Below are 25,627 nucleotides of genomic sequence, written 5' to 3'. Positions count from 1 at the left end.
AAAAAAAGATGACAAATCTAACAATATAGTATAATAATAAATATTGCAGAATGATTATACACAGAAAGGATGACAAATATGAATCATGGACCTTCTCTTCTTAAACAACTAAAATTATGGCATATCGTCGTGATAGGATTAGGCTACATGGCACCCATGGCTGTTTTCGATACATTTGGCATTGTAACTGAATCCACAGATGGACATGTTTCAGGTGCTTATGCATTCACGTTGATTGCTATTTTATTCACAGCCATTAGTTATGGAAAAATGGTAAAAGCTTTTCCTGGAGCTGGTTCTTCTTATACATACGCACAGCAAGTAATGAATCCAAGCATTGGTTTTTTGGTAGGATGGACGGCTCTTCTTGATTATCTATTTCTACCGATGATTAATGCACTTTTGACAAATATTTACCTAAGCTCTCTGTTTCCAGGTGTTCCAAAAGCCGTATGGATTATCAGCTTTGTGGTCATCATGACCATAATGAATATTTTTAGCGTTCATTTAACCGTTTCTTTTGGTACGCTATTAGTTGCTTTTCAAATTTTAGTAGCTATCATCTTTATTATTTTAAGTGCTACAACTCAAGGGCAAGAGCTATCATTTAAACCGTTTATAAGTGAATCGGCTTCTATATCTCTTTTATTAAACGGAGCAGCTATTTTATGCTTTTCTTTTTTAGGGTTTGATGCTGTAACCACCATGGCTGAAGAAACACTTAAGCCTGAGAAAACCATTCCCAAAGGGATTCTCATTATTGCATGTACGGGAGGCGCCTTATTTATTACGGTTTCTTACTTTGCTCAGCTTCTTTTCCCTTCAGCCTCTTTGTTTCATGATTTAGAAGGTGCATCGGCTGAAATCGCTTATAAAATTGGCGGCCAGCTGTTTCAATCTATTTTTGTAGCAGCAGCCTTAACATCAACTATTGCTTCTGGACTTGTCTCACATATGAGTGCATCAAGACTTCTCTACGCAATTGGGAAAGATGGTTATCTGCCACGGAGAATTTTTGGCTATATTCACCCTAAAACAAAGACGCCTGTTTGGAACGTAGTCATTATTGGTGGTCTCTCTTTAATTTCACTAAGTCTGTCTCTTGAAAAAGCTACCTCTTTAATTAATTTTGGTGCTTTAATTGCGTTCAGTTCAGTTAACATAGCGGTTTTTATCCATTATTTTATTCAACAAAACAAACGATCTCTCAGTGGATATATTTCATATGTACTTATGCCTTTACTCGGCAGTTTATTTTTATTTTTTATGTGGCTTAACTTAGAAAAAACATCCTTATTTATCGGTATTGTATGGAGTATAATTGGAATTATTTATTTACTGATTGCCAGACGAAAAAATACTATTACCATTCCTACTTTTCATTTTGATTAAGGAAATAGGCTTAACACACCTCGACATATTTCCCTAGAAATAATGTCGAAAAAAAGTAATTGAGACATAAACAAATCAATCCCATCTACACACGAACAAAAAGGTAAACGATCTAATATGAATCGCTCGTTACACCGCTGTTGATTTCCGTGCAAGGCTTCGCTTTCCGCGGGCGGCCGTTGAGCCTCCTCGTCGCTTGCGCTCCTGCGGGGTCTCATCTGTTCCGCTTTTTCCGCAGGAGTCTTCGCCTTGCCCTCCAATCAACACCTAGAGGCAACTAAATACATGAAAGCTACATTTACTATATCAATAAAAAAATCCGAACGTATTTGATTCTCAACTAAGAATCAAACTCGTTCGGATTTTTCTTCAACTAAAATACTTTCATACCAGCCTATTTTTATTTTTAGATTGTGAGACTTTTTCTAAAATGCGTCTTTTACGGTAAAGCATCATTCCAACTTCTCCTATATCGCTAATCGCTTGTTTGTTAATATACGCCCCAAACACCATCCCTGCTATAGGAATCATTTGAAATAGCTTTTTCCATCCCAAGTTGTCTCTATAGGTTAGAAACACTTCTCTCCAACCTTGGAGCTGCTGCAAGCTCTGCGTTCGATTGCCGCTTGCTAATTCTTCTAAAATCGCACGCTTTCCTACAATATCAGAGGATGAAAACTGCATGCATTTGACCATAAAAATGCGCTCCTCTTGCTCAGTGGGATCGTAACCATAAGAAACAGCCACTTCTTGCAGTGTCTTAAGTGTAAGTCCCAATACAAAAGGAATATCAATCGCCAGTGTGAAAATTCCACCTACTCCGGTTGTAGCTCCTTGCAGCTGCGCATTCTTTTTTCGGACTTCAATAAAATACTCCGCCAACTCATCCATTTCCTGCAGAGATAAATGCTGAACATCCTCTATTGACAGCTGCTTATTTTCTTGTAATTGGGCTGATGCTTTCTCTAGCGTGGCAGACGTATTAGCTAAATACTGGCCTCCATTATCAACATACTTAGCAATTTCATCTAATAATTTTTCTATTTTTTGATGAATGAACTTTGGCGTTACTTTATCTAAAGCTGAAAAAGGCAAGCGAGCCAGCCGCTCCCAGAAAAAAAGTCCTTTTTGGTCTTTCTCCCACTTTTCAATTTTTCGCAATTCTATTCTCAATTGTTCATGCTCTGACATATCCTCACTCTTTTCCTCGATTTATCAGCTCTGTCCTACTTGTTTATTCCGCACATATTTAATGATAAAAAACAACGCAATTAAAACAACAATTCCGATTCCAATAGGCTGCATGTATTGAGAAACAATCGGACCCACCTCTTTCCACTTAGGCCCTAACTTATATCCTAAATATACGTAAATAGCCGTTACTGGAAGCATCGCAACAAATGTGTAAATAGAAAACAGCCATACATTCATTTTTGCCATCCCGCATGGAAAAGAGATAGCCGTACGCACTCCTGGAATAAACCGTCCAAAAAAAGCGACCCCGCTGCCGTACTTATTAAAAAAGCGATCGGCAGCGTCAATTTCTTTTTCTTTCACCAAAAAATATTTTCCATATTTTAAAACTAGCGGTCGTCCACCGTAACGTCCCAGTGCATAAAGAGTCAACGGTCCACACACACCGCCTACTGTACCTGCAAGGATAGCCAGATACAAGTTCATATCACCTTGGTACACCCAATACCCTACTAAAGGTAAAACAAGCTCTGCGGGGACAAACTCAAACGTTAATGCTAAAATTACGCCAAAATAAGAGAGCTGTTTTAGCGCTTCAATTAAAGAAAGTAAAACCGACTCTAACAAAAATTCTCCTCCTCATGTCATTAAATCTAAGACTGCAAAACTATAATTTAGCCGATTGATAGATAAAAACCAACGCGACATAGTTTTTTCCTTTCCCTCTTTACGTATGACGTACTACAAAAGTTTCAATAAAAAAAAAGCGCTAGTTTTATCCAGCGCTTTTATAGTTTAAAGTTAATTTGAATAATACCTACTTTACGAAGAGCATCGTATAAAATAACTAAAGCTGGTCCTAAAAACAACCCGACAAAACCTAAAAGTTTAAATCCAATGTACAAACTAACTAATGCAGCCAAAGGTGAAATACCCATATTTGTAGAAAATACTTTTGGTTCTACTACACGTCTTACTACCGTAATGACTCCAAATAGAATAAATAAGCCGATTGCTAATGAGTCATGTCCTTGCGTAAGAGCAAAAATCCCCCATGGAACGAGCACCGAGCCTGTCCCAAGGATTGGTAAGATATCGACAATTACAATTAATAAACTAAGCAGCGCGGTATACGGAACATCTAATAGCCAAAGCCCTACATAAGCCATTACAAACGTCATGACACTTAAAATAATTTGTGCCTTAATAAAACCAACCCCCGCTTGGATAAGCTGAGTGATGACAACTTGTAGCTTATATTTCGTTTCTTCTGTTAAAAATGACTTAATTTTATTTTTAATAGCAGGCAGCTCAAGGCTGATAAATACAAGCGCTACTAAATAAATAAGAAACTCTAGTAGAAACCCAGGAACAGTAGCAGCAAAGCTAATGATGATTTCCACGGTACTTTTTAATAGAGAATCTAATGAATTTACGGTTTTTTCAAGCGTGCGCTCGATAGAAGAAATCACTTCTGTAGGAAGAGCGTTTGAATAGTATTTCCACTTGATAATAGTTGGATAAATCGCGGTTTCATAGATTTCTTTTACAAATGAAGGCGCTATCTTTGAAAGAGCAACCACTTGCGTAACGATTGTCCGAACAATAAAAAATCCAATAAGTATGAGCGAAACAACATATAAAATGAAGGTCATAAGCACTGCGTAGACTCTCTTCATTTTAAAAGATTGATGCAATTTTTGAACAATACCCTCAAGCGCTAATGCTGTTAATAAAGCAAACACAATCGGTAAACTGTAAGGGATTAACAAACATACGATTACTATCGAGGCGATGACCCATATTCGCTTTTTCCACATACTCTACTATCCCCCAACTAGCTAAGCTATCTCTATATTTATTGATAAAGAAAGGAACCAGTGACTGCTTTTATGTAAGAATAAAATTTGGATATATTTATACCTGATGTTACATATTATAGGGTCAATTTCCATAATAATAAAGGAATTATTATGAAAAAAGCTACTTATTCTAATTTTTTGAATAGAATAAGTAGCTTTTTAATTTATAAATTAGCCGGCTCTCATGACCTCTGTACCTTTTTTAGGGTCAAATTTGCCTTCAGATTTAGACATCACAATTGCTGCTAGTGTGTTTCCTACTAAGTTAACAACCGTACGTGCCATATCCATGATTCTGTCTACTCCCGCAATGAAGGCTAATCCTTCTGCCGGAACGCCGATTGTTCCAAGAGTAGCCAGTAATACAACAAATGATGTTCCTGGCACCGCAGCCATTCCTTTAGATGTAACCATCAATACCAGAATGAGCGTCAGCTGTTGAACGATCGTTAAATCAATACCATACACCTGCGCTAAGAATAACGCTGCAATCGCTTGATAGAGAACAGAACCATCTAGGTTAAATGTATAACCAATTGGTACAACGAACGATACGATAGCTTTTGGACAGCCCATCTTTTCAAGTTTTTCCATAATTCGCGGAAGAACTGTCTCAGAACTAGATGTACTGTATGCTAACAACAGTTCATCTTTCATATAGCGGAATAAGTGGAAAATGTTAATTCCTGCCCATTTCGCAATTCCTCCTAATACAACAAGTAGGAAGAAAATTAACGCTAAGTAAACTAAGATAACAAGCTTTCCTAATGAAAGAAGTGACTCTAAACCGAATTTCGAAACTGTTACACCAATTAAAGCAAATACTCCAATCGGAGCCACTTTCATTACTAGGTTTACCACGTGAAACATTGCGTGAGAAACGCCGTCAAAGAATTGAACAACAGGCTTTCCTCTTTCTCCAATTGCCGCTACTCCAAGTGCGAACAATACTGTAAAAAAGATAATTGCTAGCATGTCCCCTTCAACAATTGACTGGAAAAAGTTTGTCGGAACAATGTGTAAGAACGTTTCAGCCACTGACTTTCCTTCTTGCTGTTCGGATGTTTCAACGTATTGTGAAATATCACTCTTCTGTGCTGAATGAATGTCTACACCTTGTCCAGGGTGAAAAATATTAGCAATCAATACACCGATTACAATTGCGAAAGTTGTAATAATTTCAAAATAGAGAATGGTTTTAACGCCCAGCTTTCCGACCTGTTTACCGCTACCTGCTCCTGCAACTCCAACGACTAAACTTGAGATAACAATTGGAATAACAATCATCTTAATCAATCTTAAGAACAAGTCTCCCAGCGGCTGCAGGTATGTTACTACACGCGGATCGTTAAACCAAATTACTCCTACAAGAACACCGAGGATTAAACCGGTAAAAATCTGCGTAGCCAAACCAAAACGAATTTTTTTCATAGATGTACCTCCCCAAAGATGTATGACATTTGTATATACTTTTCTGAAAAAACAAAAAAAGACTATTCTTAAGAAAGAACAGCCTTTTACTTACGCTATTTTGGGCTCTTTCTCTCAATAAAGCAAACGAGGTTAACTGTCGGATTCGGAATTGAGAGTTTCCTACCTTTTGTAAGGATTCACCCCAAGGCAGCTTTACTGCCGATAATGATTCCCCCGCTCTATACGATTAAGCTTATTATTCAATTTTTATAAAATTAAAACGATCTATACGTTGTCATACGTTTTTTACAGTCAATAAAACTAAACAGAAGTCTTACTTTTACTTAACTTTATACTGCACAAATATTAATTTACTATTTTTCGACACGTTTTGTCAATACCCATGTTTATAAAACGCTTTCAAAAGACAATAATATATATTTATGCAAAAAAGCTATTGCAATGTTGCAATAGCTTTTTCTTGCTTTTTAAGTCTTTATCAGAAGTTTAAATGGCTATAAAATACGCTGATTTATTTTATAAAAATACAAAATATAGAATAGCCGCTAAGATAATTCGATAAATGGCAAACGGAACTAATTTAATGCGGTTGATTAATTTTAAGAAAAAGCGAATCGATATAAGCGCAAAAATAAAGGCGCTGATAAAACCAGCAATAAAAAACGGTAGTGCATCTGATGTGAAATACTGCCAGTTTTTAACCAATGAAAGTCCACTTGCTCCTGCCATAATTGGCACTGCCATAATAAATGTAAAATCTGCGGCTGCCTTATGGCTCATTCCAAGAAGAACCCCTCCTGAAATCGTTGAGCCTGAACGAGAAAAACCTGGCCAAAGAGCAATACATTGAAACAGTCCTATACCTAGTGCTTGTCCATAAGACATTTGGTCCACCGTCTCTACACGCGGACGTTTAGGTCCAAACAAATCTGCTAGAATCATTAATACAGCTCCGACCACTAAGCCAATTAGCACCGTATTTAAAGAAAACAAATGTTCATCAATGTAATCATCAAACAAAAGTCCTAACACTCCTGCGGGTAACAAACCAACAATTACCTGCATTAAATTTAAGCGATTTGTCGGTCCAATTGCAGCAGCTGGTTTTTTTCCCAATCCTAATAAATTAATAAAACGATCTTTAAAAATAACAACTACTGCTAAGATCGACCCTAGCTGAATAACAATCTTAAATGTATTAGCTACTGGAGATGAAAATAATTCTTTTGAATTTAACCACAGGTCATCCACAATAATCATATGCCCAGTTGACGAAACGGGAGCAAACTCTGTTAAACCTTCTACAATCCCTAAAATGATTGCTACAATAATTTCCCACATAAAGCTATGTACCTTGCCTTTCTTTCAAATTAATAAGCTTATCGCTTCGTTTTACATGCTCAACTATTTTCCTATTTTGACACTTGCTTTTTTATCATAATTGTTAAAACTATGAAATACAATGTGTATTTGCAAAAAGATAAGAATCTTTAATAATTTGTAATAAAAAGCTTACATGCTACAACCAAAAAACACGATATCAGCTTTTATTTATTTTAAAAAGCAGTCACTATGTTCAGTATAAATTCTGGTCCCTTAGCTAAAAATGAATCATCTAGACTATTTTTCTTTAGTGTGAAAAAATGACTAAATCATTATGTTTTTTCCATCCCCCTTTACTGTCATCTATCATTTTAATCCAATAGGGCTGACTTATACGACATATCCCCCAAGTAATTTGAAACTTTTTTCTCTCTTTTCTCGTATATAGTAGTATCTTTTTTAGGAGGCTTTTTACTATGAATGGAAATGTACGTACAATGAAATGGGTCACTGCTGGGTATGAAGCCTTGCTGGGAATTCCTTTAATTGGCGCGGGGATTGTTATGGGCTTTAGCTATACTCCTCTTTTTATTGGATTTATTCTTCATGCTATCACACTCATTTTAGCTAATAGACGAGGGTTATCTGCTTATGGAAACATACTAGGGCTTGTTACCTCACTGGTTGCTTGGATTCCATTTTTGGGATTTATCATGCATATTATTACAGCTATTGTGATTGCAATCGATGCTGCTAGACAACGCTAATTGTCTAGCTTTTTTTATTTAAGGGTTGATTTTTTACCGAATGATGGTAAACTTAAGCCGTAAATTGAATAATTTGAATGTTATTTCTACTAGGGGTGTCTGATAGCTCAGACTGAGAGAAGAGTGCAATAAAACTCTTTAACCCTTTGAACCTGATTTGGGTTATACCAGCGGAGGGAAGTAGTCTTGAAAAGAATAGTATATGTTTATTCTTTTTTTGCCTATTCCATCGGGTTCTGTCTATCACAGAACCCGATTTTTTTTATGGTTCGGTATAGCTACACTTTATGCGAAACCGGAGGAATATGTAATGTCAAAACAAAATGTATCAGTTTCTATGAAAAAGCCTTTTCCAAACAGTCACAAAGTATATGTCCAAGGATCCAGACAAGACCTTAAAGTACCTATGCGTGAAATTCATCAGTCTCCTACTACAGGGTCTTTTGGTGAAGAAGAAAATAGTCCCGTACGTGTATACGACACGAGCGGTGTTTATACAGATCCCTCTTATGAAATTAATTTACAAAAAGGAGTACCGGCTCTGCGCGAAAAGTGGATTGCAGAACGAAACGATGTAGAAACATATCAAGGCCGTACGGTTCAGCCACAGGATAACGGTTATTATGACGGTGATCCAAGAGATCAGTACGAGCGCTTTATCACTAAACGTTTACCTTTGCGCGCGAAAAAAAATCAAAATGTAACGCAAATGCACTATGCGAAAAAAGGAATCATCACGCCCGAAATGGAATTTATCGCTATTCGTGAACAGATGAATCCTGAAGTTGTGCGTGAAGAAGTAGCAAGAGGACGTGCAATTATCCCTAATAATATCAATCACCCTGAGAGCGAACCGATGATTATCGGCCGCAAATTCCATGTGAAAATTAATGCTAATATCGGAAATTCAGCTATTCGTTCAGCTATTGAAGATGAAGTAGAAAAAATGACATGGGCAACGCGTTGGGGAGCCGATACAATTATGGATCTATCAACAGGAAAGGATATTCACACAACACGCGAATGGATTATCCGCAACTCGCCTGTTCCTGTAGGGACCGTTCCTATTTACCAAGCGCTTGAAAAAGTAAAAGGCGTAGCAGAAGATCTAACGTGGGAAGCATACCGCGATACATTAATTGAACAAGCAGAACAAGGTGTTGATTACTTTACTATTCACGCAGGTGTTCTTTTACGTTATATTCCTCTGACAGCGAAACGTACGACAGGTATTGTTTCACGCGGAGGATCCATCTTGGCGCAGTGGTGTTTAGCTCATCATGAAGAGAACTTTTTATATACTCGCTTTGAAGAAATCTGTGAAATCTGTAAAGCATACGATATTGCTATTTCGCTTGGCGATGGGCTACGCCCTGGTTCCATTGCAGACGCTAATGATGAGGCACAGTTCGGTGAATTAGAAACGCTTGGTGAATTAACTAAAATTGCTTGGAAACACGATGTTCAAGTTATGATTGAAGGTCCTGGACATGTTCCAATGCATCTCATCAAAGAAAACGTAGATAAACAAATGGAAATATGCCAGGAAGCTCCCTTCTATACTCTTGGACCGCTTACAACCGACATCGCTCCAGGCTATGACCATATTACATCAGGTATTGGTGCTGCAATGATTGGCTGGTTTGGGACAGCTATGCTTTGCTACGTAACGCCAAAAGAACATTTAGGACTCCCGAATAAAGAAGACGTTCGCGAAGGCGTTATCACCTATAAAATTGCTGCGCATGCTGCTGACCTAGCAAAAGGCCATCCAGGAGCACAAAAACGCGATAATGCTCTGTCTAAAGCAAGATTTGAATTTAGATGGAATGATCAATTTAACCTGTCACTAGATCCAGAGCGCGCAAAAGAATATCACGATGAAACACTTCCCGCTGAAGGTGCTAAAACAGCCCATTTCTGTTCAATGTGTGGACCTAAATTCTGTTCGATGCGTATTTCTCAAGATATTCGTAACATGGCTCAAGAAAATGAAAAAGATGTAAACGAAGTAAGAAAAGAAGGAATGAAAGAAAAAGCTAAAGAGTTTGTTAACAGTGGTTCAAATATCTATCAATAATGAAGTAGAACAGCTTAAAAAACAAATTAAGCAGCTTGAAGGAAAGTTATTATTTGTTCAGCAAAATTGTCAGCACATTATCGTTGAATCCTCACATTCTTCCGTAAGACGCTGCATTAAGTGTTTCTATCAACAAGATGCAAAAAGGACTTCGTAAAGAAGTCCTTTCATCTTTTTTTGAAACGTGCTTTCAGCATGTTCTTAATCCAATATAGTATTTTAATAATAACCCAGCCTATAAATGTACCTAGCGTGTTCAAAAAGATATCATCAATATCAAATACTCGTTCCGTTAGCTTGTACTGTAAAATTTCAATCAGAAAACTGATTAAGAAACCAGTCGTAAAGACTTGAATAAAACCGTCAAACCACTTCATAAACAACGGAATAAACATTCCAAGCGGCGCAAACATCACGATATTTCCCAGTATATTTGTCAGAGTGAGCATTATATTACCGCTGTCCCACATCAGACGGATTGTACTAAATAAATCCAAGTTCATTGCTTTTCCGTAAACATGTTCGTTTTCCCGTATGAGAGTAGCATAAATGACCACTGCCGTATACGCAATAAATAGAGTGAACATGACTTTTTTAACAATTGACCTGATGCTTACATTCACTTCAACATCACCTTCTTTGACTCCCAAAACCATTTATTATTATCTATATGTACCCGTTCACTGCTTTCATTCGTAGTGAATGCATTTATATGCTTTTTTATCCTATCACATCAATAAATAAATACAATTCCCTTTTTGTTATTTTGTAAACTAAAATTTTTTCAATTAAAAAAGCCACGCTTTTCGCATGACTTTTGTTAATTAATAACTCCACGATGGATAATTTCCACTTGTACTTTCGGATTAATCGAGATGTTTTTATAGTCCTGTCTCCATTTAAGCCTTTTCCATATACTCGGATGATAAGCAGCTACTTCTCTTCCTATTTCAAGAAAATCACAGTTAGCTTTTTGCAGCTTTTCAACTACTTTTTCAGCTTTCTTTTGTAGAACCTTTTCAATTTCTTTCTGTACGTTTTTTGTTAATGCAGGAGATGACATTTCATTTTTAGTAAATTCATTAATACTTACTTTTATATTTAGCGGTATGATTACTTTTGCTCCGTGCACCGCATCAGGTTTAACGTGCATTTTTGCTTTAGCATCTGACACATCATACGATACTACATACTGTTGATCATGTATGGTAATTTTGTGACTCATAATCATATATTTGTCTTTTTGATTTCCTAATAAAAGAAGCGCCTTAGATTCATCGGAATTTAATGTAATACCTGAAAATTTATCTTCATTAAACAAAGCTGTACCGATTACATCAACGGTCTTATTTTCAGTATTTAATTTCATATAAGGAAGAGCTAGCCCTTTTCCTTCATCAAACAACACGGTACAAAGTGACTGAAGAGTTTCAATTGGCACTAAGGAATTGACTTCAGCCGTATGGACAACTCCGTCTAAATATTCTCCAATTAGCTCTTCTCCTACTTGCTGTAGCTCAACTATCGTACTCGGTTTCCCTTCTACAATGACATACTTAGCCGTTAGAGGACTTTCCGGTGTGCGATATAAGACGTCTGATAATTCTAGTATACCTTCTTTAGCTAATCGATCTTCAAATAAGATTATTCTCTTTTTGGCAGACATAACAATTCCAGAAACCTGCTGGTTAATTTTTATTCGATCATCTCGAGGTGAATCCCCTGCTACATGATAAGTTTTATTTACTAAAGTCCCTTCTTTAGACGTATATGAGCGGATAGCAATAGTAGAAAGCACCTTATTTCCTTTCTTTTTTTCATAAGCTACCGTAGACAAAAACATCGTATCTTTTAACATTTTTTGATCCCAGCACCCCGTTAGAAAACTTAAAACTAAACATATGCTCATTATCTTGATCAGTTTATCCTTCATTTTTTACAGTTCCTTTTCTAATCCATGACAATAATAGCAAACAGATAGGAATACAGAAAATGAATACGTAAATTAAATAATTAGTTGTTTGAGACAAAGCTGCGACAAGCTGATCCGTTTTTGAAAAATAAATGGAAAGACCTGTTACAAATATCAATACAATTGGAACAAATGGACGGTGAGTTTTCTTTTTGAAGATTTCCTGCATGCCTACACTTGAAATATATACATATATAATAAGGGACGTAATAACAGAAATGATCCAAAAAGTAATAAAAACCAAATCGATTCGTTCGATAACTGAGTTTTGCGTCGCCTTCAAAATGTATAAAACCGGTTCTGGTACAATTAAAATTTCATCTGGGCTAAAAAACATATAACAAGCAATGATAATATACACATATAAAATCGTAACGATACAATTACTAAGCATGACCATTTTTAAAGTCGTCGTAGACTTTGCTTTTACAAACGGTGCTAAAATTAAAATAGCTTCAAAACCTAACATTGAGATACTTCCTTCTTTTGACGCCAGCAAAATATTTTGAATACCGCTGTGCCCAATCGGAAATAGATACCGGACATCGGCCTCTTTATAAGCATTTGACACCAATAATACCAAAATAATTAAAAATACAGATACAATAGTAAAAAAACGCCCTATATTGCGTACATTCTCTTTTGCAAAATATAACGCAATAACAACTAATAAAAAGACAAGAACATAAGCTGGCGTCAAGTGATAAAGCCAGCGCTTTAACACGTTTACATATAAAACCGTAATGACACTTGAGACAATAATGTAATAAAACACATATCCTATATTCAAAAAATTACCTAACCACTTACCAAGCAGCTTGCTAGTCATCTGATACAGCGTTAAACCTGGCAAACGATGCGTTAATCCCCAGTGGAATAATGTAATGACTTGAATAATACAACCGCTCATTAACATAGAAATCCAGCCGTCCGTATGCGCCGTTTTAAATAAGTTATAAGGTAACCCTAAAACACCAATCCCAATTTGAGTTTGTAAGATGATAAAGAACAGCTGACTGGCTGAAATACTATTTTTATTCATTTGAATCCCAATTCCTTATCGCTTTTTGACGTTGGCGCTTTTGAGGCTTAGCGTTAGCAGGCCTTTCATTCAAATAGAGCTGATGCATCCTTATAAAAACATCCTTTAAACCAGAGAATTTAAATGGCGCAAAAGGGATTAAGTAAGGCATCGTAATGGACTCTAAAATAACTAAATGCATAACGATGAGCACTAGTACAAAAACAATACCCAAATAGCCAAAAACGGCTGCTCCGATCATCATAGGAAAACTTAAAATTCGCAGCGTTGTGCTCATTTCGTTTGATGGCACAACAAAGGAAGAAACGGCTGTTAGAGCAATAACAATAATCATCATATTTGAAACTAAACTCGCTTCAACAATTGCTGTGCCGATAACTAATCCTCCAACTACCCCGATGGTTTGAGCAATGGATGAAGGCAGCCTGAGCGATGCTTCTTTTAATAGTTCCAATATCAATACCATAATAAATGCCTCTACTATCGGAGGAAACGGAACGTTCTCAAGAGATCCTTTTACCGTAAATACTAAGTCCAAAGGAATTAACTCGTAATGAAAAGAAATCGTTGCAATATAAATCGCAGGTAAACTCATGGCAACAAAAAAACTGAACACGCGTAAAAGTCGAAAAAATGAGCCATAAAGTGCACGTGTATTGTAATCTTCAGGCGATTGATAAAAAGTAAAAAAGTTAACAGGAGCAATTAACGCAGAACTATTTCCATTTGTTAAAACGGCCATTCTGCCTTCTAACAGATTACCCATTACCCGGTCCGGCCTTTCTGTGTTCAACAGCTGAGGAAAGGGTGAAAGAGGCGAATCTTCTAAAGCCTCTTCAATGATGCTCCCACTATCTACTCCATCCACTTCAATTTGTTTGATACGATCAATAATCATATTACAAATTTCTGCGTTTGCTATATTTTTCAAATATAAAACTGCCACTCGAGTGCGTGAAATACTGCCTACTTCGATATAGCGTACAATAAGGCTTCCATCTAAAAATTTTTGCCTCATCATGTTTAGATTTTTGTCCAAGCTCTCGACAAAACTTTCCTGTGAACCCCTAATCACTTTTTCATTCAGCGCTTGATTAACTTCTCTTGTAGCCGTTTTGGTAGAATCAATTGCATAAACAAACGGATCATTCTCTATTAATAAAACAGACGCACCTCGGCTCATTAAACTAATCATTTCATTCAAATCTTTTGTAGGAGTAATTGAAGCGGCCTGAATAATTTCACTTATCTTTCCTTCTTTTTCGATTAATAAAGGTTTGATCACATGCTCATTTAATTTCACTGAATCCATAAGAGGAACAAAATAAACTAAAAGCGCACGCTCATAATTGAACTTTAGCCACCTTTTCCCTATATCGCTCGTATAGTCTAACCGTTCTTCTAGCACATTTAGAGTTTCTTCTATGTTTGTACCAAGTTCAATTTCTATTTTTGGCTCCTTTTCTTCAAGGGAGATAGGACTTTTTTTTCGCTTAGGCCTTCGTTTAATTAACAGTGCCACTCACCTGCCTCGATGTCTCTTGTTAATATTCATTGTTTCTAAAAAAATAAATAGTATGTAAAAAAATGCAAAAAGACGCAGCGAAAAATTTTCGCTGCGTCTTTTTAATCTGGATAATAAGGATTCAAATGGATTAATACTTCCTGAATATTATCATGCTTTTTCATAAGTGTAGCTTTGATTTCTCGTCCTAAATCATGACCTTCCTTAATTGTTTTAAAGTGGTCAATTGAAATACGTACATCCACTAATATGTAATGGCCATGTTCTCTTGCTCGAACGCGATCAATCCGCTTCACATCTTCAAATTCATAAATACTTTCTTCAAGTTCTTTCAGTAGCTCTTCATCAATATTGCCTTCCATTAAGATTTGAAAAGACTCTCCCATCATTTGTCTGGCAATGTTAAAAATTAAATAAGCAACAAAGATACTTGCTATTTTATCTCCGTATAACAGCAGTTGAACATCCATTTTATCACCAATAATGGATAATAAAACACCAATTGCCGCTGCAATAGAAGCAACAATATCTGCTTTATGATCAAATGCAATTGCCTCAATTGCCTTACTGTGGTGCTGCTTGGCTACGTTTAAAGAATAACGGTACAATAATACCTTTGCTATGTATGAAATAACAGCAATCCACATGGCTAAAATATTTGGAGATTCAACCGGATGGAATAAACCAACGACTCCTTCAAATACCACATAAAATGATACAAGCAATAAAATAATTCCTACAATTCCTGAGACAATTACTTCTGCTTTTCCATGCCCGTATGGATGATCATCATCTGCTGGCTTATTTGCTACTCGTATAACCAACAAGACAATAATAGAGGCAAATACGTCCGCTGCAGAGTGAATACCATCAGCAAATACAGCATCACTATTTCCAATCCATCCTACTATTACTTTTCCTAGCGTAAGGGCAATATTGCTCCATACGCTAATCCATGCTACTTTTTTCGCAATGGACTCCCTTATACTATTATTCATTTGCACACCTCGACTTACTTCTTGAAAAATCAGCTTTTTTATCTTATCACTGTTCATTCAAGTGGGTCTAGAGCAACCTATTTTCATTTAGCTATATATGTTTCAGCACCGCAAAATTACTGATAATCCACAACATATCTTTCTTATTTCTCTGCCAACTTCTTACGATCAGTTGCCATTGGAGGTTCTTCCATCCACCCTTGCTCAATCATAATTCGAATTCCATCTTTTCCGTACTTCCCTATACGCCCAATTAGCTGAGAAAATTCTACTGCTACATCCGAACGGAAGGCCATAGACAAACCAGCACCGCAGTTATCAATAGCGATCGTCACCGCTGTAGAAGTATGATACATCATCAGCTTATCTGAAAACGGTGAAATCGTTGAGTTGGTTACATATGCATCAAGCAGCCTCGGACTTGGTAAATCAGCTTCAGACAGTAACTCGGTGAAGTGCTTGATTTGCTTACTTGCAAGCTTGACTCCATCAAAAAAATAAGAGCGTAATTTTTGTGTGGTAGCTACTTGACTAAAGGCCAGCATCAGCGTTTTACCTAATACATTTGTATTAACAATTTCTTGAATAGCGGTAACCTCTAAAGAAGTTAAAGGATGCATTTGAGAGAAAAATGGTGATATAAATGTTTTTTCGTCCACAAAATTCACTTTTACAGGATAAGGAATAACCGGAGGTCTCATCAGCATGCTTTTTCTTAAAATAACGTGGTTAGAATTCTCTAAAAGAATGTCGCTTTCTTTTACACATCGAGATAGGTGGTCATAAATATCTTGCCTTCTCACTGCGCTTAGCGCTCTGGCATATTTCTTCATACCTCCAATGGCCATTTCGTTTACATAAATAGCCATAAAAATATCATCGAATAAAGCAGGAACTCCTTTGTTCACATCTTGTTCCCCAAACCCTACTGGAATTGGAATTTTTTCTGAACTGAATAATTCCGTCAATTCGTCTACATGAGTTTGTGAAAACTGATGTGCTTTTTTTAAAAGTTCCTTAATCTCTGGATCTTTTACAACAGATAGAAAATATCCAAGAACGCATACATACAGCGTATCGCCTAAATATTGCGCCCATAAGTAACCTAACTCGGCTGCATTCAACCGCTGATTTTGTTGATGTTTTTGCATTTCACTCTTTATATTTTCGTTCATTCACTTATTCTCCTTTTGGATAAAGTCGTACTTTTACTATCTCCAAAGAAGCGCTGAATAAACCGCATAAAAAAGACCTAGATAACAAGTCTAGGCCTTTTAGGTTATGCATATTTTTGGTCTTCGGTCTCTTTTCTAAAAAAGCTTTTCATCGCATGAAAAACGTCTGATTTTTGTTTTAAAATAAAGTGTCTAAAGCTTTCGTCTTGAATGTTTTTGTACGCAGACATTAAAGTGGAATGTCGATTGTACTGATTCACTTCCCCATACCCAAACATATTTGACACTTTCATTAATTCATTTACTAACTTTACACACCTTGCGTTATCTGAAGTTAAGTTATCACCATCTGAAAAATGAAACGGGTAAATATTATAACGGCTCGGATCATACTTTTGGTTAATTAATTCAAGCGCTTTTCGGTAAGCAGATGAGCAGATGGTTCCTCCACTTTCTCCTTTGGAGAAGAAGTCTTCTTCTGACACTACTTTTGCCTCTGTATGATGCGCAATAAATTCAATTTCCACCGTTTCGTATTTCGTACGTAAAAAGCGTGTCATCCAAAAGAAAAAGCTTCGTGCCATATATTTTTCCCATATGCCCATCGAACCGCTCGTATCCATCATAGCTAAAACGACTGCTTTCGATTCTGGCTTTATAACTTCATTCCACGTTTTAAATTTTAAATCCTCCGGATAAATAGGATGAAAAGCAGGCTTTCCTGTCATTGCGTTTCGCTTATAAGCGCTCATCATCGTTCGTTTTTTATCAATATTCCCCATCAAACCTGTACGTCGTATATCATTAAATTCAATGTGTTCCACAACAATTTGATCAGATTCTTTTCGCTGAAGATTAGGCAGTTCTAATTGAGCAAATAAAGCCTCTTGAAGTTCCATGAGGGACACTTCCGCTTCAAAGTAGTCTTCTCCAGCCTGGTCACCTGCTCCTTGACCTTTTCCTGCTCCTTTTTGACCATCTCCAGCAGATCCGTCACGTGCTACTACATCCCCAACTTTACTGTCTCCATCACCTTGACCCACATGTTTGTTTTTATCATAATTGTACCGAATTCGATATTCATCCAATGATTTGATCGGGATTTTAACAACTTCTCTTCCATTGGACATCACGATATTTTCTTCTGTAATTAAGTCCGGTAAATTATTTTTAATGGCTTCTTTAATTTTTTCTTGATGTCTTTTTTGATCATCGTGGCCTTTACGATGGAGGGACCAGTCTTCTTTTGAGACAGCAAAACTTTTATCTACTTCTTTTCCCACGCTATTCCCCTCCTTATTTAAAAAACACCTGCACGTTTTTACTCGGCATGCATAAGCTATACCGAAAGTTTCTGACAAATACCTTTAGTTCAAAGGTTGGTTACTCTTATCCTATGCGCAAGAATGGTATACTTGCTAACTAATTCTTTTACTATTAACTATTCATTTTATAGTGTCTAGTGTCATGTATATGTTTATGACTTATCATATGATGGTTAAGTGCAATGCGTACTACACAATAGCCTAATTATGCAGAGTTTATTTTAAGAGATAAGAAAAACATGGCACAGATCGGAAGTGCCATGTTTTCTTGTTAGTACTGAGTTATCGATTTAACAAACTTCCTACATAGCGCAGCAGTTCATTAGCAGATACTGAATTGTATCCATGCTCATCAATCAATCGAGCCACTACTTCATTTACTTTCTTCAGCTGCTGCTCATCTGGTGTTTTAGTGGACGTTGTAATTTTCACTACGTCTTTTAAATCTGCAAACAGTTTTTTCTGAATCGCTTCACGTAAGCGTTCATGAGAATTATAGTCAAATCGTTTTCCTTTACGTGCATAAGCGGAAATACGAATTAAGATTTCTTCGCGGAATGCTTTTTTCGCATTTTCTGAAATACCAATTTGTTCTTCAATTGAACGCATTAATTTATCATCTGGATTTAACTCTTCTCCTGTTAGCGGATCACGAAGCTTATTTTTGTTGCAGTATGCTTCGACATTATCTAAATAATTATCCATTAATGTTTTAGCAGACTCTTCGTAAGAATAAACGAACGCTTTTTGCACTTCTTTTTTAGCAATTTCATCATATTCTTTACGCGCCAGAGAAATATAATTCAGGTAACGCTCTCGGTCCTCAGCAGAAATAGACGCATGCTGTGCTAACCCTTCCTTCAATGAACGCAGTACATCTAATGCATTGATTGATTTAATATCCTTTCGAATGATGGTAGATGAAATGCGGTTAATGACATAACGCGGATCAATACCGCTCATTCCTTCATCCGTATACTCTTTTTGTAACTCTTCTACGTCTGCATCGTTGTAGCCTTCTACAGATTGACCGTCGTATAAGCGCATTTTCTTTAACAAATCGATATCGCCTTTTTTAGGCTCTTTTAATCTTGTTAACGTAGTAAAGATAGACGCAATACGTAGCGTATGAGGGGCAATATGAACATCTGATACGTCACTTTCACGAATCATTTTGTCATAAATTTTTTCCTCATCACTCACTTTTAAGTTATATGGAACAGGCATTACAATAATTCGTGAATGCAAAGCTTCATTTTTCTTATTGGAAATAAACGAGCGATACTCTGTTTCATTTGTATGCGCTACGATTAATTCATCTGCACTAATTAAAGCAAATCTTCCTGCTTTAAAGTTTCCTTCTTGGGTTAAAGAGAGTAAATGCCATAAAAATTTCTCGTCACATTTTAACATCTCTTGGAACTCCATCATTCCCCGGTTTGCTTTATTAAGCTCTCCGTCAAAGCGGTAAGCGCGCGGATCTGACTCAGATCCATACTCTGCAATTGTTGAAAAGTCAATGCTTCCTGTTAGGTCAGCAATGTCTTGAGATTTCGGATCAGAAGGACTGAACGTTCCAATTCCAGTTCGTTTGTCCTCTGAGAAGAAAATGCGTTCGATGATGACGTCTTCAATTCTGCCGCCATACTCTTCCTCTAATCGCATTGTATTTAAAGGAGATAAGTTTCCTTCAATTCGGATACCATACTCTTCAAAGAAGTCTTTACGTAAATGATGTGGAATTAAATGCAGCGGATCTTCATGCATTGGGCATCCTTTAATAGCGTAAACAGCTCCTCGATCAGTAAGCGAATAAGCTTCAAGCCCTCTTTTTAACATGGTCACTAGCGTCGATTTACCACCACTTACTGGACCCATTAAAAGTAAAATACGTTTACGAACATCTAAACGCTTTGCAGCTGGGTGAAAATATTCTTCCACCAAGCGTTCTAGCGAATCTTCAAGTCCAAACATTTGTCCACTGAAAAATTTATAATGTCTTTTACCATTTACCTCTTCAATTCCTGCATCCTTTATCATGTTGTATACTCTAGAGTGTGCAGGCTGAGCAATTAAAGGCTCATCTTTAATCAGCTTTAGGTACTCTTCAAATGTCCCTTCCCACTTAAGACGATTCTCTTCTTCGCGGTATCTTTCAACTTTCTTTAATATATCCATTAAAGGACCTCCCCTACTAGTTATGGTGCTAGTGAACAAGATTAATACAATCTATGCAGCAAAATGTTTGAACATGCTTTTTAAATTGTAAAATTCAGAAATTTGTCCTTGCTAGGCATTCACAGTGAAGTATTTATTAGCTATAATAAAAGAGTAAGAAGGAACGGTTAAATTTTATTAGAGAACTTACGTCTCTAGAAGAGTTATTTTGTCATTATTATCATCATGAGATATGGGAAGTCGGTTTTAACTGCAGTAGCTGTATAATCCTTTTAATTAGATTGAGGAGGAAAATCAATGCGCTTACTTTTAGTATTAGGAGTAACAATTGCTTTTTTAGCATCCATCTTCAGAGCGGGATACAATGATAAACCGGGTGTTAAAAAATAACCACTACATATCATCGTCGACATAAATAAAAAAGCGAGGTTCAAATTTTATTGAACCTCGCTTTTTATTTAAGATAAACCAGCGTAATTTTGTTGACGCAGCGCTTCATAGATTAAAATAGCTGCTGTATTAGATAAATTTAAAGAACGAACATTTTCTGTCATCGGTAAACGAAGACATCTTTCCATGTTCTCTTCAATAATGTGCTTTGGCAGACCCTTTGTTTCTCTCCCAAATACGAAGAAATGATCCTGCTCTAAGTCACTATAATCAAATGTTGTATGTGGCTGTTGACCAAATTTTGTGATGAAGTAAAAGCCTGCTTCAGGATACTTTTCAAATACTTCTTCTAATGAATCATGATACACCACATTTACAAATTCCCAGTAATCCAATCCAGCTCGCTTTAACATTTTATCATCTGTTGAAAAGCCTAACGGCCGAACTAAATGCAGCGTCGTATTTGTTGCTGCACATGTTCGCGCAATATTTCCTGTATTTGCTGGAATTTCTGGTTGAAATAACACTACGTGTACTCCCACAAATTTTCACCTCTGCTAACAAATCTATTCATCATTATACCACTAACTTGCTAAAACGAAAGACTTACCGATCAACGATATGGAAAAAATCATACTTAATCTTTGGCGTGTAAGCCGTTGAATCTTCATAAGCCCAATATCTCATTCGACTATTATACGTGTTCGCATTCACAAGAGGCATACCGTGACCGTCTTTTGCTACAACAATCGTCGTATGATTCCATCTTCCATCTCCTTCAAAATCGTAGCAGATAACGTCTCCGGGGACAAGTTCGCTTGCTGAAGATTTCCTCACAGCCCGAAGTCCTGATTTGGAGTTACTTAAATAGCTGTGCATGGAATGAGCAACGGCCCAGCTATAGCTCCAGGCGTTCCCTCTCATCCACCATCCGTTTGCTTTTTTAGGATACCCCCGCATCGGCGCCTTTCCTGCATGCAAACACTGTGAGATATAGTTGGTGCAGTTTACCTCAAACTGCTTATAACTTTCATTAGGTTTATCCCAATGTTTTTCTGCATACTGAACAGCTGCAAGACGATCATAATAAGAGGCTCTTTCTTCGTCTTCCTCTACTTCTTCTACATCCATTTCAACCTCATCTTCAGAAAAATCCTTTACCAGCAGCTCATCTTGAATAAGTGTATCTTTATAAAAAAGAGCTAAACGATCTTCAATTTCTTCTTCTATATAGAAAAAATCGTTTTGTTTTAAAAATGCCTGAATGTGCACCTTATATAATACTCTTGTTTCTTCCTGATCCGTATGAGCAGATTGAATAGAACCTTTCATATTACATTTTAAAACATCAACTTCTCTTTTTTTTACAAGAGACCGCTTTAGCTCACACTGCTGTTCAATGAAAGGCTTAAAGTCTTCATGAAGCTCACCTTTTACATAGCTGTCCGCACGCGCTTTAATTAAAGTATATAATACATTCCTTTTTGTTAGCATAATGTCACCACTTTTCTAAGCGTTTATTATACGCTATGACTCATTAGCTAACTTTATCAATAAAAATACGGTTTAGATCTCTTGAAGCATCTCTATACCTTTTGACATTTCTTCAATTACTTCTTGGTCCTTTTCTTTTTCTCTTAAGTTCATAAGTGTATCTAATGCTTCTTTATCACCAATTTTGCCTAACGCCCATGCCGCCGTTCCTCTAATGACAGGGCGAACGTCATTTTTAATTAACTCAATTAAATCTGGAACAGCGGTTTGGTCTTTAAAATGGGCAAGTGCAATAATGGCATTACGCTGAATTGGCTTTTTCCCTCTCCATGACCCTGAAACATGTCCAAATTTCTCTTTGAACTCACGATTACTCATCGTTAAAAGCGGTTTTAATTTAGGCTTCGCAAGTTCTGGGTCAGGCTCCATCTCAGGGTGAAAATGAAAGTCTTTGCCTTTATTTTCAGGACACACAGTTTGACATGTATCACAGCCATATAAACGATTGCCTAATTTACTTCGAAATTCTTCAGCTAAAAATCCTTTTGTTTGGGTTAAAAAGGCAATACATCGCTGCGAATTCAGCTGACCGCCTGTTACAAGCGCACCGGTAGGGCACACATCCACGCACTTATTACAAGTACCACAGCCGTCTTCTATCGGTTTATCAGGAGGAAACGGGATATCTGTAATCATTTCCCCTAAATACACGTAGGAACCGAATTCAGGTGTGATAATGGCACAGTTCTTACCGCTCCAGCCAATACCAGCTCTTTCTGCTACAGCTCGGTCCGACAGCTCGCCTGTATCTACCATCGATTGAAGGATAGCTGCAGGTACTTTTTCTTTTATGAAAGCTTCAAGCTTTTGAAGCCTATCACGTAAAACCGTATGATAATCTTGTCCCCAAGAAGCACGGCAAAAGATCCCTCGGCGATCTTCCTTTGTGCTCTTTGGTGCATCCTTTAATTTAGAAGGATACGCAAGTGCAATTGAAATAATGGATCTAGCTTTTGGAACAACTAATGTGGGATCTACTCTTTTTTCAATATCAGGTTCCTCAAAGCCTGAAGCATAACCTAACTCTTGCTGTGCTAACAATCGATTCTTTAACTCATCAAACATAGAAGCACTCGCAAATCCAATCTTATCGATTCCAATCTCTTTGCTGTATGAAATAATTTCTTCCTTCAACTGATACGCATTCATAGTGAGTAATAGCCTCCTTTCTAAGAAATTCTATATATTCATGCATTGAGCTGTTTTCTCACTCAATGAAATGATAGGATGGTATCTATAAACGAACAAATACTAATTATAATAGAAAGGATCAAAAAAATGAACTTTACATTATCACCCGCTATTAAACAGCTTTGCCCTTCTTTTAAAATGGGAATCATTCAGTATAAAAATATTGAAGTTGGCGATTCTCCTCAAATGCTAAAAGGACGTCTGCGCCTTTTTCAAGAATCCATTTATTTTGACCTTGAGTCAAAAAAAGTAACAGAATTTGAAGGTGTTAGCGAGTGGAGAAAGCTTTTCAAAACATTTGGAACGGATCCAAGTAAATACCGTCCTTCTATAGAAGCTTTAATTCGACGGATAGGAAAACAAACGTATCTTCCTTCTATCAATTCTGCTGTGGACATTAATAACTTTTTTTCATTGCAATATGAAGTACCAATTGGAATTTATGATTCTTCTAATATAGAGGGCCACGTTGAATTTACTATCGGTAAAAAAGAAGAGTCTTACGAAGCTCTAAATGAACGTAACATTTCTTTAGAAAATAAAATCATTTCAAAAGATGCCCTAGGAGCTTTCGGAAGCCCTTATGTCGATTCTAACCGAGCGTACGTAACTGAAAAGACAACACAAGCTGTACAGTTCATCTATTTAAAGCCTTCACTTTCAGAAGAACAGGCTTATAAACTAACTAAATCCTTAAGTGACATGTTCATTCAAATTCACGGCGGCGAAGCAACCTATCAAGTCATTAACTGATGTACGTAAATATAGCGTCTATCTTTTCAAGATAGACGCTATATTTACGCTAAAAATAAAAAACGCAACATCTCAGCTTTGAAAGCGAGACACTGCGTTGTGATAACAATATGTATGGAGCGGGTGATGAGAATCGAACTCACGACATCAGCTTGGAAGGCTGAGGTTTTACCACTAAACTACACCCGCAAATATTATCAAAATTTGTCGACCAATAAGTAAAAATAAAAACAGGAATCATCCTGTCAAGTAAAGCTAAAGTACCGATGGTCGGGGTCGAACCGACACTCCCGAAGGAACACGATTTTGAGTCGTGCGCGTCTGCCAATTCCGCCACATCGGCAAAATAAAAAAGGCAAGTTAAAATTATAAATGGTGCCGAGGGCCGGACTTGAACCGGCACGGTAGTCACCTACCGCAGGATTTTAAGTCCTGTGTGTCTGCCAATTCCACCACCCCGGCAGCTTGTAAATAAATGGAGGCGGCAACCGGATTTGAACCGGTGATAAAGGTTTTGCAGACCTCTGCCTTACCACTTGGCTATGCCGCCATTTACTCAAGACTAAATAACTTTATTAAAATTAAATTGGAGCGGAAGACGAGGTTCGAACTCGCGACCCCCACCTTGGCAAGGTGGTGTTCTACCACTGAACTACTTCCGCAAATATGGCTGGGCTAGCTGGATTCGAACCAACGCATGACGGAATCAAAATCCGTTGCCTTACCGCTTGGCGATAGCCCAATATTGGAATATGCATATCGTTTATAAATGGGGCGACTGATGGGAATCGAACCCACGAATGCCGGAACCACAATCCGGTGCGTTAACCACTTCGCCACAATCGCCACGTATATATGCAATATTAATTTTATAATTGGCAGGGGCAGTAGGAATCGAACCCACACTGACGGTTTTGGAGACCGTAGTTCTACCTTTAAACTATGCCCCTGTAAATGGTGGAGGGGGGCAGATTCGAACTGCCGAACCCGAAGGAGCGGATTTACAGTCCGCCGCGTTTAGCCACTTCGCTACCCCTCCACAATAACTGTGGTGCCGGCAAGAGGACTTGAACCCCCAACCTACTGATTACAAGTCAGTTGCTCTACCAGTTGAGCTACACCGGCATTTTAAAAACATTTGTTTTTAAAATGGTGGCTCGGGACGGAATCGAACCGCCGACACAAGGATTTTCAGTCCTTTGCTCTACCAACTGAGCTACCGAGCCTTATTAAATTTAAAATGGCGGTCCCGACGGGAATCGAACCCGCGATCTCCTGCGTGACAGGCAGGCATGTTAACCGCTACACCACGGGACCACTTTGGTTGCGGGGACAGGATTTGAACCTGCGACCTTCGGGTTATGAGCCCGACGAGCTACCGAACTGCTCCACCCCGCGATGATAATATATGGTGGAGGATGACGGGATCGAACCGCCGACCCCCTGCTTGTAAGGCAGGTGCTCTCCCAGCT

General features: G+C 37.4%; 21 protein-coding genes, 13 tRNA genes and 2 riboswitches. Of the genes, 4 read left to right on the top strand and 30 right to left on the bottom strand.

What is annotated here, in order from left to right; all coding sequences use genetic code 11:
* Window positions 1-78 precede the first annotated feature (78 nt).
* The gene (locus AC1VNJ_RS25415; RefSeq protein ID WP_028412680.1) at window positions 79-1,392 is read left to right on the top strand and encodes an APC family permease; all 1,314 of its coding nucleotides are present in this window, start codon (window positions 79-81) and stop codon (window positions 1,390-1,392) included.
* A gap of 129 nt (window positions 1,393-1,521) precedes the next feature.
* Here AC1VNJ_RS25415 and AC1VNJ_RS25410 read toward each other — a convergent pair whose 3' ends face one another.
* The 6 genes from AC1VNJ_RS25410 to AC1VNJ_RS25385 all read right to left on the bottom strand — a co-directional run bounded on the left by AC1VNJ_RS25410 (window position 1,522) and on the right by AC1VNJ_RS25385 (window position 7,223).
* Window positions 1,522-1,656, bottom strand: coding sequence for a hypothetical protein (locus tag AC1VNJ_RS25410; RefSeq protein WP_255256646.1), 135 nt, complete (start codon window positions 1,654-1,656; stop codon window positions 1,522-1,524).
* A 120-nt stretch (window positions 1,657-1,776) separates the two neighbouring features.
* Entirely contained in the window at window positions 1,777-2,583 is an 807-nt protein-coding gene (locus tag AC1VNJ_RS25405) for an EcsC family protein (RefSeq protein WP_310877491.1), read from the bottom strand.
* Window positions 2,584-2,607: 24 nt separating this feature from the next.
* Complete coding sequence (locus tag AC1VNJ_RS25400) at window positions 2,608-3,213, bottom strand: DedA family protein (protein WP_013055189.1); 606 nt, start codon at window positions 3,211-3,213, stop codon at window positions 2,608-2,610.
* Between the two features lie 161 nt (window positions 3,214-3,374).
* Window positions 3,375-4,406: a sporulation integral membrane protein YtvI gene (ytvI, locus tag AC1VNJ_RS25395; RefSeq protein WP_013055188.1), complete on the bottom strand. Its 1,032-nt coding sequence runs from the start codon at window positions 4,404-4,406 to the stop codon at window positions 3,375-3,377.
* Window positions 4,407-4,619: 213 nt separating this feature from the next.
* The gene (locus AC1VNJ_RS25390; protein ID WP_028412682.1) at window positions 4,620-5,879 is read right to left on the bottom strand and encodes a cation:dicarboxylate symporter family transporter; all 1,260 of its coding nucleotides are present in this window, start codon (window positions 5,877-5,879) and stop codon (window positions 4,620-4,622) included.
* A gap of 106 nt (window positions 5,880-5,985) precedes the next feature.
* A riboswitch (cyclic di-AMP (ydaO/yuaA leader) is annotated at window positions 5,986-6,125 on the bottom strand.
* Window positions 6,126-6,398: 273 nt separating this feature from the next.
* Window positions 6,399-7,223 (bottom strand): undecaprenyl-diphosphate phosphatase, encoded by an 825-nt coding sequence (locus AC1VNJ_RS25385; RefSeq protein WP_033580867.1) that lies wholly within the window; start codon window positions 7,221-7,223, stop codon window positions 6,399-6,401.
* Between the two features lie 458 nt (window positions 7,224-7,681).
* Here AC1VNJ_RS25385 and AC1VNJ_RS25380 point away from each other — a divergent pair, with 458 nt between their 5' ends.
* Together AC1VNJ_RS25380 and thiC are read left to right on the top strand one after the other, a co-directional pair.
* The gene (locus AC1VNJ_RS25380) at window positions 7,682-7,972 is read left to right on the top strand and encodes a hypothetical protein (protein WP_014461804.1); all 291 of its coding nucleotides are present in this window, start codon (window positions 7,682-7,684) and stop codon (window positions 7,970-7,972) included.
* Window positions 7,973-8,053: 81 nt separating this feature from the next.
* A riboswitch (TPP riboswitch) is annotated at window positions 8,054-8,168 on the top strand.
* A 114-nt stretch (window positions 8,169-8,282) separates the two neighbouring features.
* Window positions 8,283-10,052, top strand: a complete 1,770-nt coding sequence (thiC, locus tag AC1VNJ_RS25375; protein ID WP_482641523.1) for a phosphomethylpyrimidine synthase ThiC — start codon at window positions 8,283-8,285, stop codon at window positions 10,050-10,052.
* A gap of 167 nt (window positions 10,053-10,219) precedes the next feature.
* Here thiC and AC1VNJ_RS25370 read toward each other — a convergent pair whose 3' ends face one another.
* The 11 genes from AC1VNJ_RS25370 to queG all read right to left on the bottom strand — a co-directional run bounded on the left by AC1VNJ_RS25370 (window position 10,220) and on the right by queG (window position 23,360).
* The gene (locus tag AC1VNJ_RS25370) at window positions 10,220-10,675 is read right to left on the bottom strand and encodes a VanZ family protein (protein WP_224357742.1); all 456 of its coding nucleotides are present in this window, start codon (window positions 10,673-10,675) and stop codon (window positions 10,220-10,222) included.
* A 197-nt stretch (window positions 10,676-10,872) separates the two neighbouring features.
* Complete coding sequence (locus AC1VNJ_RS25365) at window positions 10,873-11,985, bottom strand: Ger(x)C family spore germination protein (protein ID WP_482641522.1); 1,113 nt, start codon at window positions 11,983-11,985, stop codon at window positions 10,873-10,875.
* Window positions 11,975-13,066, bottom strand: coding sequence for a GerAB/ArcD/ProY family transporter (locus AC1VNJ_RS25360; RefSeq protein WP_028412688.1), 1,092 nt, complete (start codon window positions 13,064-13,066; stop codon window positions 11,975-11,977). The genes AC1VNJ_RS25365 and AC1VNJ_RS25360 overlap by 11 nt, the downstream gene beginning before the upstream one ends.
* Window positions 13,059-14,588, bottom strand: coding sequence for a spore germination protein (locus AC1VNJ_RS25355; RefSeq protein WP_482641521.1), 1,530 nt, complete (start codon window positions 14,586-14,588; stop codon window positions 13,059-13,061). Before AC1VNJ_RS25355 ends, AC1VNJ_RS25360 begins: the two co-directional genes overlap by 8 nt.
* Window positions 14,589-14,692: 104 nt before the next feature.
* Window positions 14,693-15,589, bottom strand: coding sequence for a cation diffusion facilitator family transporter (locus tag AC1VNJ_RS25350; RefSeq protein ID WP_014461808.1), 897 nt, complete (start codon window positions 15,587-15,589; stop codon window positions 14,693-14,695).
* Window positions 15,590-15,732: 143 nt separating this feature from the next.
* Window positions 15,733-16,764: a DUF3231 family protein gene (locus AC1VNJ_RS25345; RefSeq protein ID WP_028412690.1), complete on the bottom strand. Its 1,032-nt coding sequence runs from the start codon at window positions 16,762-16,764 to the stop codon at window positions 15,733-15,735.
* A 104-nt stretch (window positions 16,765-16,868) separates the two neighbouring features.
* Window positions 16,869-18,047 (bottom strand): sporulation protein YhbH, encoded by a 1,179-nt coding sequence (gene yhbH / locus AC1VNJ_RS25340; RefSeq protein ID WP_028412691.1) that lies wholly within the window; start codon window positions 18,045-18,047, stop codon window positions 16,869-16,871.
* A 324-nt stretch (window positions 18,048-18,371) separates the two neighbouring features.
* On the bottom strand, window positions 18,372-20,267 hold the full coding sequence (locus AC1VNJ_RS25335) for a PrkA family serine protein kinase (protein ID WP_013055179.1): 1,896 nt from the start codon (window positions 20,265-20,267) through the stop codon (window positions 18,372-18,374).
* Window positions 20,268-20,725: 458 nt separating this feature from the next.
* A complete protein-coding gene (gene trmL / locus AC1VNJ_RS25330) occupies window positions 20,726-21,199 on the bottom strand; it encodes a tRNA (uridine(34)/cytosine(34)/5-carboxymethylaminomethyluridine(34)-2'-O)-methyltransferase TrmL (RefSeq protein WP_016762878.1) in 474 nt (157 codons plus the stop codon).
* Window positions 21,200-21,263: 64 nt separating this feature from the next.
* Window positions 21,264-22,151 (bottom strand): amidase domain-containing protein, encoded by an 888-nt coding sequence (locus AC1VNJ_RS25325; protein ID WP_028412692.1) that lies wholly within the window; start codon window positions 22,149-22,151, stop codon window positions 21,264-21,266.
* A gap of 72 nt (window positions 22,152-22,223) precedes the next feature.
* Entirely contained in the window at window positions 22,224-23,360 is a 1,137-nt protein-coding gene (gene queG / locus AC1VNJ_RS25320) for a tRNA epoxyqueuosine(34) reductase QueG (protein WP_033580873.1), read from the bottom strand.
* Between the two features lie 129 nt (window positions 23,361-23,489).
* On the opposite strand from queG, the gene AC1VNJ_RS25315 reads away from it, so the two are divergent.
* Window positions 23,490-24,155: a B3/B4 domain-containing protein gene (locus tag AC1VNJ_RS25315; RefSeq protein ID WP_033580874.1), complete on the top strand. Its 666-nt coding sequence runs from the start codon at window positions 23,490-23,492 to the stop codon at window positions 24,153-24,155.
* A gap of 115 nt (window positions 24,156-24,270) precedes the next feature.
* Here the strand turns inward: AC1VNJ_RS25315 and AC1VNJ_RS25310 are convergent.
* The 13 genes from AC1VNJ_RS25310 to AC1VNJ_RS25250 form a co-directional block, all read right to left on the bottom strand.
* Window positions 24,271-24,344: transfer RNA gene (locus AC1VNJ_RS25310), tRNA-Gly, on the bottom strand.
* Window positions 24,345-24,416: 72 nt separating this feature from the next.
* A tRNA-Leu gene (locus AC1VNJ_RS25305) sits at window positions 24,417-24,498 on the bottom strand.
* A 30-nt stretch (window positions 24,499-24,528) separates the two neighbouring features.
* Window positions 24,529-24,617, bottom strand: a tRNA-Leu gene (locus AC1VNJ_RS25300).
* A gap of 14 nt (window positions 24,618-24,631) precedes the next feature.
* A tRNA-Cys gene (locus AC1VNJ_RS25295) sits at window positions 24,632-24,705 on the bottom strand.
* Between the two features lie 37 nt (window positions 24,706-24,742).
* Window positions 24,743-24,817: transfer RNA gene (locus tag AC1VNJ_RS25290), tRNA-Gly, on the bottom strand.
* A 5-nt stretch (window positions 24,818-24,822) separates the two neighbouring features.
* Window positions 24,823-24,897, bottom strand: a tRNA-Gln gene (locus AC1VNJ_RS25285).
* 28 nt (window positions 24,898-24,925) lie between these two features.
* A tRNA-His gene (locus AC1VNJ_RS25280) sits at window positions 24,926-25,001 on the bottom strand.
* Between the two features lie 30 nt (window positions 25,002-25,031).
* A tRNA-Trp gene (locus AC1VNJ_RS25275) sits at window positions 25,032-25,105 on the bottom strand.
* 5 nt (window positions 25,106-25,110) lie between these two features.
* Window positions 25,111-25,194: transfer RNA gene (locus AC1VNJ_RS25270), tRNA-Tyr, on the bottom strand.
* A 10-nt stretch (window positions 25,195-25,204) separates the two neighbouring features.
* Window positions 25,205-25,280, bottom strand: a tRNA-Thr gene (locus AC1VNJ_RS25265).
* Window positions 25,281-25,305: 25 nt separating this feature from the next.
* A tRNA-Phe gene (locus AC1VNJ_RS25260) sits at window positions 25,306-25,381 on the bottom strand.
* Window positions 25,382-25,396: 15 nt separating this feature from the next.
* Window positions 25,397-25,472 (bottom strand) — tRNA-Asp (locus AC1VNJ_RS25255).
* Between the two features lie 4 nt (window positions 25,473-25,476).
* A tRNA-Met gene (locus AC1VNJ_RS25250) sits at window positions 25,477-25,553 on the bottom strand.
* Window positions 25,554-25,627: the final 74 nt, after the last annotated feature.

This window comes from Priestia sp. 3CA3, assembly GCF_056836725.1.
This window is presented reverse-complemented; position numbering and strand designations above follow the sequence as displayed.

Excerpts from the sequence above, each read along its gene's own strand:
- AC1VNJ_RS25385 (WP_033580867.1), bottom strand. The coding sequence starts at position 7,223 with ATGTGGGAAATTATTGTAGCAATCATTTTAGGGATTGTAGAAGGTTTA.
- AC1VNJ_RS25365 (WP_482641522.1), bottom strand. The coding sequence starts at position 11,985 with ATGAAGGATAAACTGATCAAGATAATGAGCATATGTTTAGTTTTAAGT.
- AC1VNJ_RS25415 (WP_028412680.1), top strand. The coding sequence starts at position 79 with ATGAATCATGGACCTTCTCTTCTTAAACAACTAAAATTATGGCATATC.
- thiC (WP_482641523.1), top strand. The coding sequence starts at position 8,283 with ATGTCAAAACAAAATGTATCAGTTTCTATGAAAAAGCCTTTTCCAAAC.
- AC1VNJ_RS25315 (WP_033580874.1), top strand. The coding sequence starts at position 23,490 with ATGAACTTTACATTATCACCCGCTATTAAACAGCTTTGCCCTTCTTTT.
- AC1VNJ_RS25325 (WP_028412692.1), bottom strand. The coding sequence starts at position 22,151 with ATGCTAACAAAAAGGAATGTATTATATACTTTAATTAAAGCGCGTGCG.
- AC1VNJ_RS25335 (WP_013055179.1), bottom strand. The coding sequence starts at position 20,267 with ATGGATATATTAAAGAAAGTTGAAAGATACCGCGAAGAAGAGAATCGT.
- AC1VNJ_RS25345 (WP_028412690.1), bottom strand. The coding sequence starts at position 16,764 with ATGAACGAAAATATAAAGAGTGAAATGCAAAAACATCAACAAAATCAG.
- ytvI (WP_013055188.1), bottom strand. The coding sequence starts at position 4,406 with ATGTGGAAAAAGCGAATATGGGTCATCGCCTCGATAGTAATCGTATGT.
- AC1VNJ_RS25350 (WP_014461808.1), bottom strand. The coding sequence starts at position 15,589 with ATGAATAATAGTATAAGGGAGTCCATTGCGAAAAAAGTAGCATGGATT.
- queG (WP_033580873.1), bottom strand. The coding sequence starts at position 23,360 with ATGAATGCGTATCAGTTGAAGGAAGAAATTATTTCATACAGCAAAGAG.
- AC1VNJ_RS25360 (WP_028412688.1), bottom strand. The coding sequence starts at position 13,066 with ATGAATAAAAATAGTATTTCAGCCAGTCAGCTGTTCTTTATCATCTTA.
- AC1VNJ_RS25380 (WP_014461804.1), top strand. The coding sequence starts at position 7,682 with ATGAATGGAAATGTACGTACAATGAAATGGGTCACTGCTGGGTATGAA.
- AC1VNJ_RS25390 (WP_028412682.1), bottom strand. The coding sequence starts at position 5,879 with ATGAAAAAAATTCGTTTTGGTTTGGCTACGCAGATTTTTACCGGTTTA.
- AC1VNJ_RS25405 (WP_310877491.1), bottom strand. The coding sequence starts at position 2,583 with ATGTCAGAGCATGAACAATTGAGAATAGAATTGCGAAAAATTGAAAAG.